Annotated in this window: 15 protein-coding genes; 8 read left to right on the forward strand and 7 right to left on the reverse strand. The window is 65.5% G+C overall.

Translation table 11 applies throughout. The annotated features are described in order from the left end of the window. Nucleotides 1-213: 213 nt before the first annotated feature. Entirely contained in the window at nucleotides 214-2,886 is a 2,673-nt protein-coding gene (locus tag NLM33_RS33260) for a ligase-associated DNA damage response DEXH box helicase (protein WP_254102645.1), read from the forward strand. 66 nt (nucleotides 2,887-2,952) lie between these two features. Next, a complete protein-coding gene (gene pdeM, locus NLM33_RS33265; protein WP_254102647.1) occupies nucleotides 2,953-3,651 on the forward strand; it encodes a ligase-associated DNA damage response endonuclease PdeM in 699 nt (232 codons plus the stop codon). A gap of 138 nt (nucleotides 3,652-3,789) precedes the next feature. Here pdeM and NLM33_RS33270 read toward each other — a convergent pair whose 3' ends face one another. After that, nucleotides 3,790-4,653 carry a LysR family transcriptional regulator gene (locus tag NLM33_RS33270; protein ID WP_254102649.1) on the reverse strand — a complete coding sequence of 288 codons (864 nt, stop codon included), beginning with the start codon at nucleotides 4,651-4,653 and terminating at the stop codon, nucleotides 3,790-3,792. Nucleotides 4,654-4,761: 108 nt separating this feature from the next. Here NLM33_RS33270 and NLM33_RS33275 point away from each other — a divergent pair, with 108 nt between their 5' ends. Further along, complete coding sequence (locus tag NLM33_RS33275) at nucleotides 4,762-5,688, forward strand: DMT family transporter (protein WP_254102653.1); 927 nt, start codon at nucleotides 4,762-4,764, stop codon at nucleotides 5,686-5,688. Between the two features lie 12 nt (nucleotides 5,689-5,700). Further along, complete coding sequence (locus tag NLM33_RS33280; RefSeq protein ID WP_254102655.1) at nucleotides 5,701-6,474, forward strand: MBL fold metallo-hydrolase; 774 nt, start codon at nucleotides 5,701-5,703, stop codon at nucleotides 6,472-6,474. Nucleotides 6,475-6,610: 136 nt separating this feature from the next. Here NLM33_RS33280 and NLM33_RS33285 read toward each other — a convergent pair whose 3' ends face one another. From NLM33_RS33285 to NLM33_RS33300, 4 genes are all read right to left on the reverse strand, one after another. Further along, a complete protein-coding gene (locus NLM33_RS33285) occupies nucleotides 6,611-7,396 on the reverse strand; it encodes a TIGR02186 family protein (protein WP_254102657.1) in 786 nt (261 codons plus the stop codon). Further along, nucleotides 7,393-8,310, reverse strand: a complete 918-nt coding sequence (locus NLM33_RS33290) for a sulfite exporter TauE/SafE family protein (protein WP_254102660.1) — start codon at nucleotides 8,308-8,310, stop codon at nucleotides 7,393-7,395. Before NLM33_RS33290 ends, NLM33_RS33285 begins: the two co-directional genes overlap by 4 nt. 591 nt (nucleotides 8,311-8,901) lie before the next feature. Then, on the reverse strand, nucleotides 8,902-12,306 hold the full coding sequence (locus NLM33_RS33295; RefSeq protein WP_254102661.1) for a hypothetical protein: 3,405 nt from the start codon (nucleotides 12,304-12,306) through the stop codon (nucleotides 8,902-8,904). Nucleotides 12,307-12,715: 409 nt separating this feature from the next. Then, complete coding sequence (locus NLM33_RS33300) at nucleotides 12,716-13,303, reverse strand: PadR family transcriptional regulator (RefSeq protein WP_254102663.1); 588 nt, start codon at nucleotides 13,301-13,303, stop codon at nucleotides 12,716-12,718. A 183-nt stretch (nucleotides 13,304-13,486) separates the two neighbouring features. On the opposite strand from NLM33_RS33300, the gene NLM33_RS33305 reads away from it, so the two are divergent. From NLM33_RS33305 to NLM33_RS33320, 4 genes are all read left to right on the forward strand, one after another. Beyond that, complete coding sequence (locus NLM33_RS33305) at nucleotides 13,487-13,870, forward strand: nuclear transport factor 2 family protein (protein WP_254102665.1); 384 nt, start codon at nucleotides 13,487-13,489, stop codon at nucleotides 13,868-13,870. A gap of 104 nt (nucleotides 13,871-13,974) precedes the next feature. Then, nucleotides 13,975-15,765: an acyl-CoA dehydrogenase C-terminal domain-containing protein gene (locus NLM33_RS33310; protein ID WP_254102667.1), complete on the forward strand. Its 1,791-nt coding sequence runs from the start codon at nucleotides 13,975-13,977 to the stop codon at nucleotides 15,763-15,765. A gap of 55 nt (nucleotides 15,766-15,820) precedes the next feature. Beyond that, nucleotides 15,821-17,029 (forward strand): acetyl-CoA C-acetyltransferase, encoded by a 1,209-nt coding sequence (locus NLM33_RS33315; RefSeq protein WP_254102669.1) that lies wholly within the window; start codon nucleotides 15,821-15,823, stop codon nucleotides 17,027-17,029. A 204-nt stretch (nucleotides 17,030-17,233) separates the two neighbouring features. Next, on the forward strand, nucleotides 17,234-19,447 hold the full coding sequence (locus NLM33_RS33320; protein WP_254102671.1) for an FAD-dependent oxidoreductase: 2,214 nt from the start codon (nucleotides 17,234-17,236) through the stop codon (nucleotides 19,445-19,447). A 113-nt stretch (nucleotides 19,448-19,560) separates the two neighbouring features. Here NLM33_RS33320 and NLM33_RS33325 read toward each other — a convergent pair whose 3' ends face one another. Together NLM33_RS33325 and NLM33_RS33330 are read right to left on the reverse strand one after the other, a co-directional pair. After that, nucleotides 19,561-19,743, reverse strand: a complete 183-nt coding sequence (locus tag NLM33_RS33325) for a hypothetical protein (RefSeq protein ID WP_254102673.1) — start codon at nucleotides 19,741-19,743, stop codon at nucleotides 19,561-19,563. Between the two features lie 174 nt (nucleotides 19,744-19,917). Then, nucleotides 19,918-20,205 carry a hypothetical protein gene (locus tag NLM33_RS33330; protein WP_254102675.1) on the reverse strand — a complete coding sequence of 96 codons (288 nt, stop codon included), beginning with the start codon at nucleotides 20,203-20,205 and terminating at the stop codon, nucleotides 19,918-19,920. Between the last annotated feature and the right edge of the window lie 136 nt (nucleotides 20,206-20,341).

Here is a 20,341-nt window from a genome sequence, read left to right on the forward strand (position 1 = left end):
CACCCTACAGGACTTCCTCTCCCTCTCCCCGTTTTTACGGGGAGAGGGTCGGGGTGAGGGCTGTATCCACGAATACGATGAGAGTTGGACTCGCGGAGGCCCCCCTCACCCGGAATTCAAGATGCGCTTGAATTCCGGCCTCTCCCCGCAGGCGGGGCGAGGCGAACAACCCACCCCTCGACGAACCCGTCCCCACGGCTTACCTCTATCGCCGTGCCGCCCCGTATCCTCACCGCATCGGCCGAGCCGGCCGCGCTGTTGCCCGACCGCTTCCAGAGATGGTTCGCGGCCCGCGGCTGGTCGCCGCGCACGCATCAATTGGCGCTGCTGGAAAAGGCCCGGGAGGATCGCTCCGCGCTGCTGATCGCACCAACCGGCGCCGGCAAGACGCTGGCGGGATTTCTGCCGACGCTGGTGGAGCTTTCTTCCGACGCCGACGCAAGACCACGATCGCCGCAACCAGCTCAGTCGTCATCACAAGCGCTGGCGCCCGTGGCTTACCCCTCTCCCCAGCCCTCCCCCACAAGGGGGGAGGGAGCGCAGCAGAGCGCGTTGAAGCGGGTGATCTCCACCGGCCGCGCCGTTCAGCGCACCGGCGGTCTCCACACCCTCTACATCTCGCCGCTCAAAGCGCTCGCCGTCGATATCGCGCGCAATCTGGAACGGCCGATCGCGGAGATGGGGCTGCCGATCAAGGTCGAGACCCGCACCGGCGACACGCCGGTGTCGCGGCGGCAGCGCCAGCGTCGCTATCCGCCGGACATTCTGCTGACCACACCCGAGCAGCTCGCCTTGCTGCTCTCGTCCGACGATGCGCCGTTCCTGTTCTCCTCGCTCAAGCGCGTGGTGCTCGACGAACTGCATGCGCTGGTCACCTCCAAGCGCGGCGATCTGCTCTCGCTCGGGCTTGCGCGGCTGTGGCGGCTTGCGCCTGACATGCGCATGATCGGCCTGTCGGCGACGGTGGCCGAGCCGGAATCGCTGGCGCGCTTCCTGATGCCGCAACCGGGCGGCAAGGCGGCCGCCGCTGACATCGTCATCGCCGGCGGCGCGGCGACGCCGATCGTCGAGATGCTGGATACAAGCGAGCGCCTGCCCTGGGCCGGCCACACCGCGCGCCATGCGCTGGCCGAGGTCTACGAGCTGATCAAGGCGAACAAGACCACGCTCGTCTTCGTCAACACCCGCAGCCAGGCCGAGATGCTGTTCCAGGATCTGTGGCGCATGAACGACGACGGCCTTGCGATCGCGCTGCATCACGGCTCGCTCGACGTCGCGCAGCGCCGCAAGGTCGAGGATGCGATGTCGGCGGGAAAACTGCGCGGCGTGGTCTGCACCTCCTCGCTGGATCTCGGCGTCGATTGGGGCGACGTCGATCTCGTCATCAATATCGGCGCACCAAAGGGCTGCTCGCGCCTGATGCAGCGCATCGGCCGCGCCAACCACCGCCTCGATGAAGCTTCGCGCGCGGTGCTGGTGCCGGCCAACCGGTTCGAGGTGCTGGAGTGCCGCGCCGCAATCGATGCGATCGCGGAGAATGCGCAGGATACCCCACCCTTGCGCATCGGCGCGCTCGACGTGCTGGCCCAGCACGTCCTCGGCTGCGCCTGCGGCGAGCCGTTCCTGAGCGACGAGCTGTATGACGAGGTGCGCACCGCCGCGACTTACGCCGATCTGTCGCGGCAGGATTTCGACGACGTCGTCGATTTCGTCGCCACCGGCGGTTACGCGCTTAAGACCTATGAGCGCTTCGCCCGCATCAAGCAAGACAAGCAGGGCCGTTGGCGTGTCGCCAATCCAAAGGTGCGGCAGAGCTATCGCCTCAATGTCGGCACCATCGTCGAGGAGCCAATGCTCAAGGTGCGGCTGGTGCGCTCGCGCTCGACTGGTACCGGCTCGACCGGCGTGATCGCGCGCGGTGGCCGCGTGCTCGGCGAGATCGAGGAATATTTCATCGAGGGCCTGAGCCCAGGCGACACCTTCGTGTTCGGCGGCGAGGTGGTGCGCTACGAAGCGCTGGCCGAGGACCAGGTCTACGTCTCCCGCGCCCATGACGCGGATCCCAAGGTGCCGTCCTATATGGGCGGAAAATTTCCGCTGTCGACCTATCTGGCCGAGCGCGTGCGCCGGTTGCTGGATGACAAGCGCGCGTGGGGTGACCTGCCGGAGCAGGTGCGCGACTGGCTGTCATTGCAAAAGGATGTTTCACGCGTGCCGGCGGTGCGCGAGCTGCTGGTCGAAACTTTTCCGCGCGGCAACAAACACTATCTGATCTGCTATCCTTTCGAGGGCCGGCTCGCGCACCAGACGCTCGGCATGCTGCTGACGCGCCGGCTGGAGCGCGCCCGCGCCCGGCCGCTCGGTTTCGTCGCCAATGAATATGCGGTTGCGATCTGGGGGCTGGGTGATGCCTCCTTCATGATCCGCAATGGCCAGCTCGATCTCAACGCGTTGTTCGACCCTGATATGCTTGGCGACGACCTCGAGGCCTGGCTCGCCGAGTCCGCGCTGATGAAGCGCATGTTCCGCAATTGCGCGCTGATCTCCGGCCTGATCGAGCGCCGTTTCACGGACGAGGACAAGAGCCGGCGTCAGGTGCTGTTCTCGACCGACCTCGTCTACGACGTCCTGCGCAAGCACCAGGCCGATCACATGCTGTTGCGCGCCGCACGCGCCGATGCCGCGACCGGCCTGCTCGACCTGCGCCGGCTGGGGGACATGCTCGCGCGCATCCATGGTCACATCACGCACCGGGAACTCGACCACGTCTCTCCGCTCGCCGTCCCGGTGATGCTGGAAATCGGCCGCGAGTCAGTTTATGGCGAAGCTGCAGACGAGCTCCTGGCGGAGGCCGCCGACGAGCTTGTCAAAGAGGCGATGTCGTAGACGACAACCATGAAAGCTTGGGGCGCAACTCCTGCCAAATCGTCTGTCAAGTCGGCGAGCCCGACCATGACGGAGCAGGCGGCCATTTCGATCACGTCGACGCGCACGCTTGAGATTGCGGGCGCATCGTTCATTGCCGATCTCTCCGGCGCGCTGTTCTGGGACGCGCAGCGCCTGCTCGTCGTTTCCGACCTGCATCTCGAGAAAGGCTCGAGCTTCGCCGCGCGCGGCGTGCTGCTGCCGCCTTACGACACGGTTGCTACGCTCAGCCGTCTTGCGGTCGTGATCGCGCGGCACGATCCGCGAATTGTGATCGCGCTCGGCGACAGCTTTCATGATCGCAGCGCCCACGAGCGGCTGTCGATTGAGGATCGCGGCGCCATGGCCTCGCTCCAGACCGGCCGCGACTGGATCTGGATTTCGGGCAACCACGATCCGGCATTGCCGCGCGATCTCGGCGGCACGGTCGCGGACGAAGTCGCGATCGGCCCGATCATTTTCCGCCATGAGCCGACCGGCGCACATGGCGAGATCGCGGGCCATCTTCATCCCAAGGCGCGCGTCACCGCCCGCGGTCGTTCGATGGAGCGGCGCTGCTTCGCCTCCGACGGGATGCGCGCCGTAATGCCGGCCTTCGGCGCCTATGCCGGCGGCCTCAGCATCCGCGATGAAGCGTTCGCACGCGTGTTCGGCGCTCGCAGCTTCACCGCACATCTCCTCGGCGACCGCCGCGTCCACGCCATCGCAGCGTCGCGGTGTTGTTGAGGTCCGCACTTCGTAGGGTGGGTTAGCGAAGCGTAACCCACCTCTTTCGCATCCGGGAGACAAACAGTGGTGGGTTACGCCGAGCGGACTGCGCCTCGCGCAGCCGCGGGGCTAACCCACCCTACGCATCCCACAAGATCACGCCGCCTTCGCCTGCACCGTATCGCAGAACTCGGCGAGCCGATCCGCCAGTCGCAACGTGGCTGGGCTGGCGTCCGGCGAGGCCATCAGCGCGACTTCGGTCTTGTTGATCGGCGCAAAGCCGTCCTTCGCCGTCAGCACGCGGTGATCGGACTGGATCGCCATCTCCGACAAAATGCTCAACCCCATGCCGGCGGCAACCGCCGCCTGGATGCCGGCGAGGCTCGATGACGTATAGGCCATGTGCCAGGGCCGGCCGGCGCTTTCCAGCGCATGGATGGCGCCGGCGCGATAGAGGCAGCCGAGCGGAAAACCGATCAGCGGCACCGACGACACGTCGGCTTGAATCGGATGGCTCTTGCTGGTCACCCAGTGCACCCGCTCCGGCCATACCGCGATCGCGCCCTTCTCGCCGGCCTCGCGCTTGAACAGCGCAAGATCGAGTTCGCCGCGTTCGAGGTCGCGGGACAGGTTCCTGCTCTGGTCGGCGCGCACGTCCAGCCGCAGGCCCGGATGCGAGCGCGAGAACGTTCCGAGCAGCTTGGCCAGCCGATAGGCGGCGAAATCCTCGGGGATGCCGAGCCGGATCGCGCCTTCGCTGCCCGGCTGGCTGAGCACGTCGCGCGCCTCCTCGGCAAGCGACAACAGTCGCCGCGCGTAGGACAAGAGCCGTTCGCCCGCCTCCGTCGGCCGCACGTCCTTGCCGTCACGGTGCAGCAGCATTTGGCCGACGTCCTCTTCCAGCCGCTTGATCTGCTGGCTCACCGTCGATTGCGTGCGATGGACGCGCTCGCTCGCGCGGGTGAAGCCGCCGGCATCGACCACCGAGACGAAGCTGCGCAAGAGCTCGAGATCGAGCATCGCCGCCTCCATTCATAAATCCACTAGATGGCAGTTAATCATTTAATTTTCAAATGACAAGGGAGCTCCCTAGATCGAGGGCTCAGGACAATCCCAAGAGAAACTGCCATGTCGCTCGCCCCCTCGATCGCCGTCCCCCGCAGCCGCTTCAATCCGCTGCCGCTTTACATCGGCCTGTTCTGCCTGCTCTGGAGCTTTGCCTTCGTCGCCGGCAAGATCGGCGTCACCGACTGCCCGCCGCTGATCCTGCTCGCGGCGCGCTTTTCGCTCGCCGGCATCCTGATCCTCGGCGTCTCGCCGCTGCGTCGCGATGCCTGGGACATGACCTGGCGCGACGCCGCAATGTTTGCCGTGCTCGGTATCGCCAACAACGCGCTCTATCTCGGCCTCGGCTATACCGGCCTGCAATCGGTCTCCGCCGGCCTCGGCGGCTTGATCGTCTCGGCCAATCCGGTGTTCACGGCGGCACTCGCCGCGCTGCTGCTCGGCGAGGGCATGACCTGGCGCAAGGCGAGCGGCCTCCTGCTCGGCGTCCTGGGGGTTGCCTTCATCGTCTGGCATCACCTCGCGGTCGGCACCGACAGCCTGCACGGAATCGTCTTCACGCTGGCTTCGCTCGCCTCCATCGTCGCCGGCACCATCCTGTTCAAGCTGTTCGCGCCGAAGGGGAGCTTGTGGATCGGCAACGGCATCCAGAACATCGCGGCCGGAATCGTGCTCACGCCGATCGCGCTCGGCTTCGCCGACATCCACGCAATTCAATTCACGCCCGGCCTCATTGGCGCCTTCACCTTCCTGGTGCTCGGCGGCTCGATCCTCGCTTATCTGCTCTGGTTCCATCTCCTGAAAGTGTGTGGCGCGACCGCGGCCAGCGCCTATCATTTCCTGATGCCCCCACTCGGCATGCTGTTCGCCTTTCTCGTGCTCGGCGAGCATGTCGAGGCGCGCGATCTGCTCGGGATCGTTCCGGTGGCGATCGGCATTTATCTCGTGACGCGTCCCGCCCAATCCGCAGCGATCAAGCCCGTCTCGTAACAGGAGTCCGTCATGCCCATTTCCATCACCCTGATCGGCGGCCCGACCGCGCTGATCGAGATCGACGGCTTCCGCCTCCTCACCGATCCGACCTTCGATGGCCCGGGCGCCTATCAACTGCCGCATGTGAAGTTGGAGAAGACGATCGGCCCCGCGCTGAAGGCCGACGCGATCGGCCCGGTCGATGCGGTGTTGCTCAGCCATGACCAGCATTCTGACAATCTCGACAATTCCGGCCGCGAGCTTCTGTTCAAGGTGAAACGCGTGCTGACGACGGAAGCGGGCGCAAGACGGCTCGGCGGTCACGTCGAAGGCCTTGCGCCCTGGGACACGACGCAAGTGAGGGATCGTGATGGCAACACGCTGACGATTACCGCAACTCCGGCGCGCCACGGTCCGGCCGGCATCGAGCCGCTGTCGGGCGACGTCATCGGCTTCGTGGTGTCCTCCAGCAACAAGGACAGCCGCCCGGTCTATATCAGCGGTGACACCACCTGGTTCGACGGCGTTGCGGAAGTGGCGCGCCGTTTCGATTGCGGCGTGGTGCTGCCCTTTGCCGGCGCAGCGCAGACGCGCGGGCCGTTCCATCTCACCATGGACACCAATGACACCATCGAGACCGCGCGCGCCTTTCCCGATGCGGTGATCGTGCCCGTTCATACCGAAGGCTGGGCGCATTTCCGCCAGAACGGCGAAGACCTGCGCAAGACCTTCGACGTCCTCGGCTTCGGCCCGCGCCTGCGCCTGCTCGAGCCCGGCGTGCCGACGGTGATCGAGGCGCCGTGATATCAGTTGTCATTCCGGGGCGATGCGAAGCATCGAACTATGGTGCGCAATTGCGCACCTGAGAATCTCGAGATTCCGGGTTCGGTCCTGCGGACCGCCCCGGAATGACGACGCGGAGGAAGCTCGGCTCCCCACCTCAATCCTTCCTGAACACGATCGACGCGGACCAGCCGCACATCAGCGCCAGGGCGGCGGTGACGAGGCCGTAGATCAATCCGTTCTGCCGCGCGCTGGTGGCGACGAACTGCTCGAAGCCGACCTTGACGATCTCGAACGCCGTCTCGGTCTTGGTCACGAGCGCACCGTTCGCGAACAATTTTATTTCGACCTCATAGGTCCCGATCGGCACCTCTGCGGGCAGCGGAATGCCGGTGCGGAACAGCGTTGGCGTCAGGAACGTGACCGCGGACGGATCCTCGCGATAGAGCCCGCGCTGCGTGCGCAAGCGGATGAAGGCACTGCGGAACGCGTCGTCCGGCACTACGTCGGCATAGTCGGTGCCGACACGCTGGGTCAGCAGCACGTTGTTGAGCCCGATCTGCTGGCGCCGCGCGATCTCGGGCGAGGTGACCTGATCGAAGGGGCGATTGGCGAACAACGCGAGATAGCTCGGCACCTGCAGGAATTGCCGGTAGTCGGTGTTGATCCAGATGCCGAACTTTCGTTCCTTGCGCCGCGTCACCATGTCCGCGCGCGGGCCCAGCACGGTGACGACGAGATCGTAGGCGTTGCGATTCGCCGGCGTCGCCGCGTCCCTCTCCACCGAGCCGAACAGCACCAGCTCCTCGCCGGAATAGTTCGGCGTCACGGTGACGCGGTGGTTGGAGACCGACACGATCAGCCGCTCGGCGCGCGCGGCGCCGCCGGGCAGCAGCATCAGGAGAGCCGCCAGGAAATTGGCGATGAATGCGCGCGCGATCATCCCGTCACTCCGATCTCGCGGATGGTGAAGAGGTCTTCGGGGCGGAGCACGAGCTCGACAGCGAAGCGCAAGCCGACGGCGAGGATGAGCAGACCCAGGAGCAGCCGCAACTGCTCGCCGCGGATCCTCTGCCCGGCGCGCGCGCCGAACTGTGCGCCGGTGACGCCACCGACCATCAGGATCAGCGCCAGCACCGCATCGACCAGATGATTGGTCATTGCATGCAGCATGGTCGCGAACAGCATGGTGACCAGCGTCAGGATCATCGACGTCCCGATCACTGTCGAGGTCGGCACCCGCAACAGATAGATCATCACCGGCACCAGGATGAAGCCGCCACCGATGCCCATAACCGCGCCGATGAAGCCAATGACGATGCCGACCACGACGATGGGGATCACCGACAGATAGATCTTCGAGCGCTTGAAGCGCATCTTCAGCGGCAGGCCGTGGATCCAATTATGGGTGCGCCGGAGCGGCACGGCACCGCGTCGGGTCCGCATCATCGCGCGCAGGCCTTCGGAGAACATCAGGCTGCCCACGGTCGTGAGCAGCACCACGTAGGAGAGCGCGATCATCAGGTCGAGCTGGCCGAGCGCGCGCAGCTGCGTGAAGGTCCAGACGCCGAGCGCGGTGCCCGTCACGCCGCCGCATAACAGCACGGTCGCGAGCGCCGGATCGATCGCGCGCCGCCGCCAATAGGAGATCGCGCCGGAGAACGAGGACGCCGCGATGTGGCTCGCAACGGAGGCGACCGCGACGGCGGGGGTGATGCCGATGAAGATCAGAAGCGGCGTCATCAGGAAGCCGCCGCCGATGCCGAACATGCCGGAGACGAAGCCGACCGCGGCGCCCATCGCGAGCACCAGGAACACATTGACCGGCAGATCAGCGATGGGGAGGTAAAGCTGCATCGGGCACGTTCCGGCGAGACGGACCAAGCATGATCCGGAAAAGTGTGACGCGGTTTTCCGACAAGATCATGCTCAAATAAGAATCGGGAGCATGATGATTTCAACTTGAAATCATCGTGCTCCATTTGCGGAATGCTCGCGGGAGGGCGGAACGATTGCCGCGTCCCTCATTAGCCGAATTCGCCCGACGGCGGACCAGGAATTTTCCAGCGTGCGGCGTTTTTCGCCCGTGATCCGATCAGGACCGCTCGGCGTGGTGAATAGTTCAGACTAACGCGAGCCGATCCTCAGGGCTTGCCGACGGGATCGGTGATTCGCCATGGCCTGGTCGGGCGCGAGCCAGCGCACGTCCCTGGTTTGCGACATGGCCTCGGCCTCGAATGGTTCGAGACGCGACGCAAGCGGCGCTCCTCACCATGAGGGTCTAAGATCTTGCCGCGAAAAATGCCCTCATCCTGAGGAGCCCGCTCAAAGCGGGCGTCTCGAAGGATGGGCCGCAAGGAAAGCGCTCAAATGTGATTGCCCTGGCCCGCAAGCGGGAGAGGTTCATCGAGTCCGCGGTTAGATGGAGCTAGGTGGGCTCTTGATGCCTTAATGCGCGGCCGAGGCCTGGCGTTTGGTCGCGACAGGCTTGGGCGCGGGCTTGGTGCTGGCCTGCGCGGGAGCGCTGTCCCAGCCGCCTGCGGGGGCTGCGACGTTGACGGCGTCGTCCGGCTGCGGCTCGGCGCTGAACGTCTGGATCGCGAGCTTGGCAGCGGCGAGCGACTGCGGGTCGAGGCGCTTGGCAACGTCGTCGCGCTTGGTCGCTGCATCGGAGTCGCCCTGGGCGGCAGCCAGGCTGAACCATTTGTAGGACTCGGCAAGGTTCTGTTCGACGCCGATGCCGCGAGCATAGAGGATGCCGAGATTGTACTGGCTGTCGGCGACGCCGCGATCGGCGGCCTTGCGGAACCACTGCGACGCGCTCTTGTAATTGGCGCCGCGTCCGCCGCCGTCGGCGTCGAGCACCGCGAGGTTGTGCATGGCCTTGGCGTTGCCGCGCTCGGCGGCCTGCGTGTAGTAGCGGCGGGCGATGTCGGCGTCCTTCTTCACCCCCAGGCCCTTCTCATAGAGCGTGCCGAGCCGGAAGGTCGCGAGCACCACGCCGGCCTGCGCCGCGCGGTCATACCATTTGACGGCTTCCTCGTAATTCGCGGCCACGCCTTTGCCTTCGGCAAAGCGCAGGCCGATCTCGTAGGCCGCGGTCGCATCACCCCTCATCGCGGCGGCGCGTAAGCCCGGACCGCCGATGCCGTCGGCCAGCCGCTCGCTTGACGGCACCTGGACGGTGCCGAGCCGCGTGCGCGACGGCGTCGTCGGGATCGCGCCGGTGATGTCGCTATTTCCAGTTACCGCCGGTGGGGGCGGGATCTCGACCGACGCGGTGCTGCCGGAGTTGGCGGGAACGGCATTGTTCAGGGATTGCCGGCCGAGCGGGGTCGGCGATGTCATCGACGGCGTGACCTGCTCGGGCACGGCGGGTTTCATGCTGCTCTCGGCGGGGGCAGGGGCTTGTGGCGCGGGCGCGCTTGCGGGGCTCTCCATCGCCGGCACCGGCGGGGCGCTGCCGCCGCCCTCGAGCAGGTTCATCGCCATCTTGAAGGTGCCGAGCACGATCACGACCACGCTCGCGCCGACCAGCAGCGAGCGGATCTTCGAGGTGATGGTCGAGCCTTCCTTGCCCTTGTCCTTGACAGCGCCGCCCGCGGCAGCCTTGCCGCCACGGCCGGGCTTCTCGGGCTGCGCGGCTGCGGCCTGTGCGGCCCGGCGTGCGGCGGCGATGAAGCTCGACGACGACACGGGCTCCTTTGGCGGGGCGGGAATTTCGCTGATCGCGCTTTCGGACGCGGCAATGCGCTCCGAAGGCGTGGCAGCGCGCCCGCTCGGCCGCGTGCCCGGCTCCAGCGGATGATCGGGCGGAAGCTCGGGCGCGATCGCAGCGCGCGCAGGCGCAGCATGCGGCTCCAGGATTTCGCTGATTGCGCGCGGCGGCAAGGGAGGCATCGCGGGCGGGGCCGCCAGCACCGGCGGCGGAGCAGCCGGCGTTGCGGCGTGGAATTCGCGCGGCGCGGCGACGAAGGCCGCCTGCGCCGCGGCCGGATTCGGCAGATCGGGCTTGAGGTCGGCTCTGGGCGGCTGCTGCGGCATCGCGCTGCGCGCCGGTTCGGCCGGCATCGCCGGTGCGTCGAACGCTTGCGGCGCGGCCTGGGGTGGCGAACTGCGCACCGCGCGCAGATCGCCCTCGATCATCGAAAGGCGATCGACGACATGGCCGAGCGTGCTGTGCACGGCTTCGAGCGAATCCTGCGTGTGGCGGTTGGTCTCGGCCTGGCTGAAGCGGATGTCGGAGAGCTCGCGCTTGACGAGGTCGACCACGCCGGAATCGGATGGGGGTGCCGAGCTGCGGCTTTCGGCAAGCGCGGCATAGGTCGCCTGCTGCCGCTCCAGATGCCGCAGGATGTCGTGCAGCCCGTCTTCGACGCGGCTCAAATTGCCGTTGCGCGGATCGGAGGCAGCCTCGATCCGCTCCAGGAGATACGACACCCGCTGCTCGAGATGCGCGAAGGTGGAGGCGGAGTCGCCACCGACCTGCATGCGGTCGAAGCGATCGGACAGCGCGCGGATCGCGTTCTCCAGATGCTCGGTGCTTTCGGACGGCGCAGGCCGCTCGCGTGTCTCCAGCGCAGCCGTGAGTGCGGCGATGCGCTGCTCCAGCGCCGCAAAGCTGTCGTTGCTGGGGGCAGAAGGGCGGGTGATCTGGTCGACCTTGGACGACAGCAGCTGCACGTCCTCGGACAGCCGTGCCAGCGCGTCGTTGGAGGCGACATTGGAGACGATGCCGCGCAGCGCCGAGATCGCGCCTTCGAGCTGCTGCACCGTGCCGGGATCGTCGTTGGCGCGCAGGATCAGGTCGAGCTTGCCGCCGAGATTGCGGATCGCCTCGTCGTAGCCGGTGAGCTGCTCGGCCGGCGTCAGCGTACGCAGCACCTGCTTGATTTCGGACAGCGCGCGCTCGACACCGGCGAGCGCCTGGCCGTCGGTGTTGGAGGTGCGCGTCTCGTCGATGCGACGATGCAGCGAGCGGATCTCGTTCTCGATCGATTCGATCGCGCGGCGCGGCATCGCCTCGGTGATGGCGTGGCGGATCTCCGCAAGCTCGTTGCGGAACGCCGTGATCGACTGCTCGATGTGATCGGGGCGCTGCAGCGCCTCGATCTGGCTCGTGATCTTGAGGAGATGCCGCTCGAGCGCCGAGAAGTCGGCACCCGGCTGTGGAGGCGCATAGGCGGGGGCAGTTGGCGCCAAGGGAGGTGCCAGGGGAGGCGCCAAGGCGGGCGCTACGTGCGCGGCGGGTGCAATCGAGGGCGCTGCGCGCGGCGGCATCTGCCGGGGCGCAAAGCTGTCGAGCTCGTTCTGCCGCGCGGTGATTTCGGCCACCGCCACGTCGAGCGAGGCGGGACTGAGCGGCGGCGCGTTGCGATAGACCTGCGCTGCCGCGCGCTCGACCATCTCGGCCTGGCGCTGGCGCGTCTCGACCGGAGCAGTCCGCGGCGCCTGCGCCTGCGGCCGCGAGATCTGCGACAGCCGTGCGTCCAGCCGTGAGATCGCATCGTTCAGCTGGCGCGCGACGCCCTGCTCGCGCGACGTGTCTTGTCGTGAAGCGTCTTGCCGCGAAGAGTCCTGGCGCGGCGCGGGTTTTGAAATCCGTTCGATCTGCTGGGTGATCGCGTCGAGCCGCTGGTGGATGTCGGCGACGTCACGGCTTTCCTGACTCGGTGCTTGCGGGACTTGCGGACGCTGCTCGTAGGATGCGCGGAAGTTCGGCGGGGTGGTGTCGCCGAGGGTGGAGTTCAGCCAATCGTTGAGTGACATGCCGGCACGGCGCGCAGCGGCTTCGGCCCGCTCCCTGACGGATGGATCGATGCCGTCAACACTCCACGATACGCGCGAATTCATGACTTCTGTCCGGTTCCGACTTCGGCACCCCACCCGATGCCTCCAGCTTTCCCGCGCGTCCCAGTTGCAGAGACAATTCCATTCGGCGCGGGTCGTCTGCCTCAAAAACCGACTTTTCTCTGTTACGGTAAATAACGGGTTAAGGAAGCCGTCGCCGCTGTCTTAAAGTTGGGCGCGGGGGACCTGTGGCCGCATTGTGGGTGCACTCCCTCCCCCGCAAGCGGGAGAGGTTGATCGAGTCCGTGGCTCGCTTCCGGTTGCCACATTCACCCGTGTCATGCCCCGCGCAGGCGGGGCATTCAGTACGCCGCGGCTTATCGATTCAATCACGACCGTCTCGGAGTACTGGATCGCCCGGTCCAAGCCGGGCGATGACGGCGGAGTGAGTGGCGGAGCGTCGCGCTTTTGCTCAGCCCTTCTCGCGCTTGCCCTCGTCGATCGGCACCACCGTGCCGCGCGCGTTCATGGTCGACAGCGCCTCAAGCGCTTCCTCGCAGAAGTCGGCCACCATCTGCTCGTGCCGGGCACCGAGGCGGAGCAGCAGCAAATTGCCGAGGTCGAGCATGCCCGATGCCTCGCCGTCCGGAAAGCGCTTCTTCAGGATGCGCTCGTAGTTGGCATGGCGGTCGCGGTGGTGCTCCAGGCGGGCCATCAGATCGGTGCGCAGGGGCTCGATGTCGATGCTGTCCAGCGCATGGAGGCGGACCAGGAGGTCGTCCTTGGTCGAGGCCGGGGTGCTCGGCCGCGCGGCCCAGTGCCGCAGCGCTGTTCGTCCCTCCTCGGTAAGCGTATAAACCAGCTTGTTGGGCTTGCCGGACTGCACGACCTCGCGGCCCTGGATGTAGCCGCGGTCACGCAGCTTGGAGAGCTCACGATAGATTTGCTGATGGTCGGCCTTCCAGAAGAAGCCGATCGAGGAGTCGAACGTCTTGGCGAGCTCGTAGCCCGTCATCGGACGTTCCGTCAGGCATGCGAGAATTGCGTCGCCCAGTGCCATGACACGGCTCCCTTAAGACGTACCCGACCAATTGACTTGACTTTATGCATATCCGCGCATATGCGTCAATGTGCATATGACGGTAGGCCGGTTGCCGGCCGGCGTCGGCCTTCGCGCTACTTTGCATGGGGTTGTTTTCAAGCTTTTTGCCAACGCCTTTTCATGAAGGGAGGCACCCTGAGAATGACCGGCCTCGATTCCTGGTACGGCTACATGAAGTCCCATAACCGCGCCGCGCTATGGGACCTACTTCATCCCGATGCCATCTTCGAAAGTCCCGTCGTGCACACGCCGCAACGCGGGCGCGACATCACCTTCAAGTACCTGTCGAGCGCCGAGAAGGTGCTCGGCGGCCCCACCTTCACCTATGTCGGCGAGTGGAAGAGCGCGAGCGGTGCCGTGCTCGAATTCAAGACCATGATCGACGGCATCGAGATCAACGGCGTCGACATCATCACCTTCGACAATGACGGCCGCATCACGCATTTCAAGGTCATGGTGCGTCCACTCAAGGCCATCAACATGCTGCACCGCCTGATGGCGGAGCAGCTCGCTACTCAATCATGACACTGCCCTGCGGTAGCGGAAACGGTTAGACTCGCGACAAAGACTGCGCCGCAGGGCGTTTTCAAGAATACCACCACTTAACGGCCCCATGCCGGGAGAACGCCATGCCGATCTACAAAGCCCCCGTCGAAGACGTGAACTTCCTCTTCAACGACGTCTTCCAGATCGACCGCTACGATAATCTGCCGGGCTTCTCCGACGCCTCGAGCGACGTGCGCGAGGCGATCCTGGGCGAAGCCGCCAAGCTCGCAGAAGAGGTGCTCCAGCCGCTCAATCGTGTCGGCGATCTCGAGGGTTGCAAGCGCGCAGACGACGGCAGCGTCACCACGCCGAAGGGTTTCAAGGACGCCTTCAAGCAGGTCGCCGAAGGCGGCTGGCTCGGCCTTTCCGCGCCGACCGAATATGGCGGCCAGGGCCTGCCGGTCACGCTGAGCCAGGCGGTCAACGAATTCCAGTGCTCGGCCAACATGGCCTTCTCGATGTATGGCGGTCTCACCATGGGCGCGACCGCGGCGCTGCTGGTCCATGGTACGCCCGAGCAGAAGAAGACCTACGTGCCGAAGATGGTGGCTGGCGAATGGACCGGCACCATGAACCTGACCGAGCCGCATTGCGGCACGGATCTCGGCATGCTCCGCACCAAGGCGGTGCGCCAGGCTGACGGCAGCTTCAAGATCACGGGCACCAAGATTTTCATCTCCGCCGGCGAGCACGATCTCGCTGGCAACATCATCCACCTCGTGCTCGCGCGCATCGAGGGTGCACCCGCCGGCATCAAGGGCGTCTCGCTGTTCGTGGTGCCGAAGTTTCTGGTCAACGCCGACGGCTCCGTCGGCGCGCGCAACGGCGTGGTCTGCGGCTCGATCGAGCACAAGATGGGCATCCACGGCAATTCCACCTGCGTGATGAACTACGACAACGCCACCGGCTGGCTGATCGGCGAAGAAAACAAGGGCATGCAGGGCATGTTCGTGATGATGAACGAGGCCCGCCTCGGCGTCGCCGTGCAGGGTCTCGCGCAGTCCGAGGTTGCCTACCAGAACGCGGTTGCCTATGCCCGCGAGCGCATCCAGGGCCGGGCGCTCACTGGTGCGAAGGCGCCGGACAAGGCGGCCGATCCGATCATCGTGCATCCCGACGTGCGCCGCACGCTGCTGTCGATCCGCGCCTTCAACGAGGCCGCGCGTGCCTTCGTGGTGTGGACCGCGCTGAAGAGCGACGTCGCCCACCGCTCCGAGGATCCCAAGGACCGCCAGGCCGCCGACGATCACATGGGCCTGATGACACCGGTGCTGAAAGGCTTTCTCACCGACTACGGCTTTGCCAACGCGGTGCAGGCGCAGCAGATGTATGGCGGCCACGGCTACATCGCCGAGCAGGGCATGGAGCAGTTCGTGCGCGATGCGCGCATCGCCATGATCTATGAAGGCGCCAACGGCATCCAGGCGCTCGATCTGGTCGGCCGCAAGCTGCCGCGCGACGGTGGCCGCGCCATCATGGCGTTCTTCGGCGAGGTGATGGGCTTTGCCAAGGAGAACGGCGGCGACGAGGCGCTGAAGCCGTTTGTCGCGCCGCTCTCGACCGCGCTCGGCCATCTCCAGCAGGCCACCACCTGGCTGATGCAGAACGCGATGGCGAAGCCGGACAATGCCGGTGCCGCCGCAACCGATTATCTGCATCTCTTCGGCTTCGTCGCGCTCGGCTACATGTGGGCGCGGATGGCGAAAGTCACCCAGGCCAAGATTGCCGAGGGCGGGGCGACGCCCTATCTCTCGACCAAGCTCGTCACCGGCCGCTTCTTCATGGAGCGGATGCTGCCGGAAACAGCGGCCAACCTCGCGCGCATCCAGGCCGGCTGCGCCACCGTCATGGAACTGCCGGCGGAAGCATTCTAAGCCAGCTTCCGTCGCCAGGTCCCAATCGCATTGAACATCACATCAGGAGGGCGTCATGCCTGAGGCATTCATCTACGACCACGTTCGCACGCCGCGCGGCCGCGGCAAGCCGGATGGCGCGCTGCACGAGGTTACCGCGCTGGCGCTCGCCACCGTCCCGCTGCAGGCTCTGAAGGAGCGCAACAACCTGCCCGTGGACTCCGTCGACGACGTCGTGCTCGGCGTGGTCGATCCCGTCGGCGAGGCGGGAAGCGACATCGCGCGCTTCGCGGCACTCAAGGCCGGTCTCGGCGAAGCCGTCCCCGGCGTGCAGATCAGCCGCTTCTGCGCCTCCGGCCTCGATGCCGTGAATTTCGCGGCAGCCCAGGTCATGAGCGGCCAGCATGAGCTGGTGATCGGCGGCGGCGCCGAATCCATGAGCCGCGTCGGCATCGGTGCCTCCGGCGGTGCATGGCCGATGGACCCCTCGATGGCCGTGCCGGCCTATTTCATGCCGCAGGGCGTCTCGGCCGATCTGATCGCCACGAAGTACGGCTTCTCCCGCGACGACGTCGACGCCTACGCGGTGCAGAGCCAGCAGCGCGCCGGCAAGGCCTGGGACGAAGGCCGCTTCAACAAGTCGGTGGTGCCGGTGAAGGACATCAATGGCCTCACCATCCTCGCCAAGGACGAGCATATGCGGCCCACCACGACCATGCAGTCGCTGGCGCAACTCCAGCCGTCCTTCACCATGATGGCACAGATGGGCGGCTTCGATGCGGTCGCGGTCCAGTCGCATCCGGAGATCGAGCGCGTGAATTACGTGCACCACGCCGGCAACTCTTCCGGCATTGTCGACGGAGCCGGCGCCGTGCTGCTCGGCAGCAAGGAGGCGGGAGCAAAGTACGGCATGAAGCCGCGCGCCAAGATCCGCGCCTTCGCCAATATCGGCTCGGAGCCGGCGATGATGCTGACCGGTCCGGTCGACGTCACCGAAAAGCTGTTTGCGCGCTCGGGCATGAAGAAGTCGGACATCGACCTGTTCGAGCTCAACGAGGCCTTTGCCTCCGTCGTGCTGCGCTACATCCAGGCCTTCGAGATCGACAATGCCAAGATCAACGTCAATGGCGGTGCGATTGCACTCGGCCATCCGCTCGGCGCTACCGGTGCGATGATCCTGGGCACCGTGCTCGACGAGCTCGAGCGCACCAACAAGTCGACCGCGCTGGTGACGCTGTGTATCGGCGGCGGCATGGGCACCGCGACGATCATCGAGCGGGTCTGAATTCTTCCCCTCTCCCCTTGTGGGAGAGGGTGGCGCGAACACGCGAAGCGGGTTCGCGACGGGTGAGGGGTCTGTCTCCGCGGATACAGACCCCTCACCCCCTCGCTTCGCTCGGACCCTCTCCCACAAGGGGAGAGGGGAAGACGAGATCACAGTTCAACCGCCGCGCCTGACATCGGCTGCCGGCACCGAGGAGCAACCAACATGGCTTACAAGAATTTCAAGGTTGAGACCGACGCCGACGGCATCGCGCTCGTCACCTGGGACATCCCGGGCCGTTCGATGAACGTGCTCGACGAGACCTCGACCAGCGAGCTCGACGCGATCGTCAAGGAAACCACGGCGAATGCGGCCGTGAAGGGCGTCGTCATCACCTCCAGCAAGGAGGCGTTCTGCGCCGGCGCCGATCTCTCGATGCTCGAGGGCATGAACCAGGCCTACGCAAAAGTCTTCAAGGAGCAGGGCGAGACGGCCGCGAACCAGATGCTGTTCGACCAGAGCCGGCGCTTCTCGCAGGTGCTGCGCTCCATCGAGACCTCCGGCAAGCCGTGGGCGGCCGCGATCAACGGGCTGGCGCTCGGCGGCGGCTTCGAGATCACGCTGTGCTGCCACTATCGCGTGGCGGCTGAGAATCCCAAGACGCGCCTCGGCCTGCCCGAGGTCAAGGTCGGCCTGTTCCCCGGCGCCGGCGGCACGCAGCGCGTGCCGCGCCTGGTGCCGCCGCAGGATGCGATGACCATCCTGCTCAAGGGCGATCCCGTCGCGCTCGACAAGGCCAAGCAGCTCAACCTGATCCACGCCATCGTTCCCGCGGCCGATCTGATCAAGGCGGCGAAGGACTGGATCAAGGGCGGCGGCAAGGCGGTCGCGCCCTGGGACGAGAAGGGCTTCAAGCTTCCCGGCGGCCCGGTGTTCTCCAAGAACGGCATGATGATGTTCCCGGCCGGCAACGCCATCTACCGCCGCGAGACCTACGACAACTATCCGGCCGCGCGCGCGATCATGAGCTGCGTCTATGAAGGCCTGCAGTTGCCGATCGACGCCGCGTTGCGCGTGGAGTCGCGCTACTTCACCTCGGTGCTGCGCTCGAAGGAGGCGGCCGCGATGATCCGCAGCCTGTTCCTGTCGATGCAGGAGCTCAACAAGGGCGCGCGCCGTCCGAAGGACGTGCCGCCGACCAAGGTGAAGAAGATCGCCGTGATCGGCGCCGGCTTCATGGGCGCGAGCGTCGGCTACGTCTCGGCCCGCGCCGGTCTCGACGTGGTCCTGATCGATCGCGACCAGGAGAGCGCCGACAAGGGCAAGGCGCATGCGCAGAAGGTGATCGAGGAGCAGATCAAGAAGGGCCGCGCCAAGCCCGCGGATGCCGAAGCGCTGCTCGCGCGCATTACGCCGACCGCTGATTATGCTGCGCTGAAGGACGTCGACCTCGTCATCGAGGCGGTGTTCGAGGACCGCAAGGTCAAGGCGGAGACGTTCGCCAAGGCGCAGGAGTATCTGAAGCCGGATGTGGTCTTCGCCTCCAACACCTCGACGCTGCCAATCACCTCGCTGGCGGAAAGCTTCAAGGACCAGGGCAAGTTCGTCGGCATCCACTTCTTCTCGCCGGTTGAGAAGATGATGCTGGTCGAGATCATCCTCGGCAAGAACACCGGCGATCTCGCGCTGGCAACGGCGCTCGACTATGTCCGCACCATCGGCAAGACGCCGATCGTCGTGAACGACAGCCGCGGCTTCTTCGCCAACCGCTGCGTCGGCCGCTACGTCGCCGAAGGCAACGAGATGTTCCTCGAAGGCGTCCCGCCGGCGATGATCGAGAATTGCGCCAAGATGGCCGGCATGCCGGTTGGCCCGCTCTCGCTGTCCGACGAGGTCGCGCTCGACCTCGGCCTGAAGATCATGAAGGCGACCGAAGCCGATCTCGGGCCCAATGCGATCAACCCTGATCAGAAGAAGCTGATGGTCGAGATGGTCGAGAAGCAGGGCCGCCTGGGGCGCAAGAACAGCAAGGGCTTCTACGACTATCCGGAGAAGGGCAAGGGTCAGAAGAGCCTGTGGCCGGGGCTGTCGGCGCTCCAGCCGAAGCAGCTCGACCCCGACACGCTCGATGTCGAGGAGCTGAAGCAGCGCTTCCTGGTGGTGCAGGCGGTGGAAGCCGCGCGCACGGTGGAGGATCACGTCATCACCGATCCGCGCGAAGCGGACGTCGGCTCGATCCTCGGCTTCGGCTTCGCACCGTTCACCGGCGGCACGCTGTCCTATATCGACTTCATGGGCACGAAGAAGTTCGTGGAGCTCTGCCACAGACTGGAAGCCAAATACGGCTCCCGCTTCACCCCGCCAAAGCTTCTCGAAGAGATGGCGGCGAAGGGCGAGACCTTCTACGGCCGCTTCGCCCCGAAGAAGTCGGCGGCTTAAGACTCCGCTGTCGCTATGTAACGAAAGGCCGGATCACCGATCCGGCCTTTTTGCTTTTCGACTGCTCATTCCACGCAGTTCTCTCAACCAACGGTCAGCAGTCCGGCCACACCTCAAGTTTTTGCCGACTTGTGGCGCGATTCCCACACATCTTTGACGGGAAGATGCCATAATCCGGGCGGGCCTGCGTTGCGTAAGGGGCACACGGCTTTTTGCGTGCCGATCTCGGCACTTCTCTTGCTTTTGAAAGTTATTGCACGTTTTGCCAGTTCATCCGGCAAGACGACGATCTGCAACGAAGGTCTTCCTGAATGCGCACTCTATCCCACGAGAGGAGAGCGGTTGGTCACGGCCTGACCGCGAAATACTCTTTCATGGCCTTGCTGGGCCTGTCGCGTCGAATGATCGCGCGCCTGCGCCGCAAGGGACCGTTCTGGGCAGGCCTGGTACTGCTTGTCCTTGCCGCGGATTTATTGCTTGCCTGGCTTGCCTGGATCGCCGTCGATTTCGTCGTGAAGTAACAACTCGCGTTTGCACAGGAAGAAGATTGCCGCCAGATAGGCGAGCTGGGCAACGACAAGGCAGGCGGCAATAGCGAACACGCCGCCAACGGGTCCAAAGCCGGCGGAACGAACAACGACCGCCGCCGAGATCGCGATCACAACCGAGACCGGGATCAGAGCTTGGACCTTGAACGTCAGACCGGTCGCCATTCCCATCATCGTGCTCAGCACAAGCAGGATGAGAATAATCGTCAACTTCAGCTCCAATTGAACGCAAATCAAATACCAGCCGAAGTTTGACCTGATCCTTGGCAGTAACAAGGCAGCATTGCTTACGCTCAAGGAGTGAGCGGTTCGTAAGTCAGCACGGCGCCGATAAGACCATCTGGTT

The organism is Bradyrhizobium sp. CCGUVB1N3, assembly GCF_024199925.1.
Classification (GTDB): domain Bacteria; phylum Pseudomonadota; class Alphaproteobacteria; order Rhizobiales; family Xanthobacteraceae; genus Bradyrhizobium.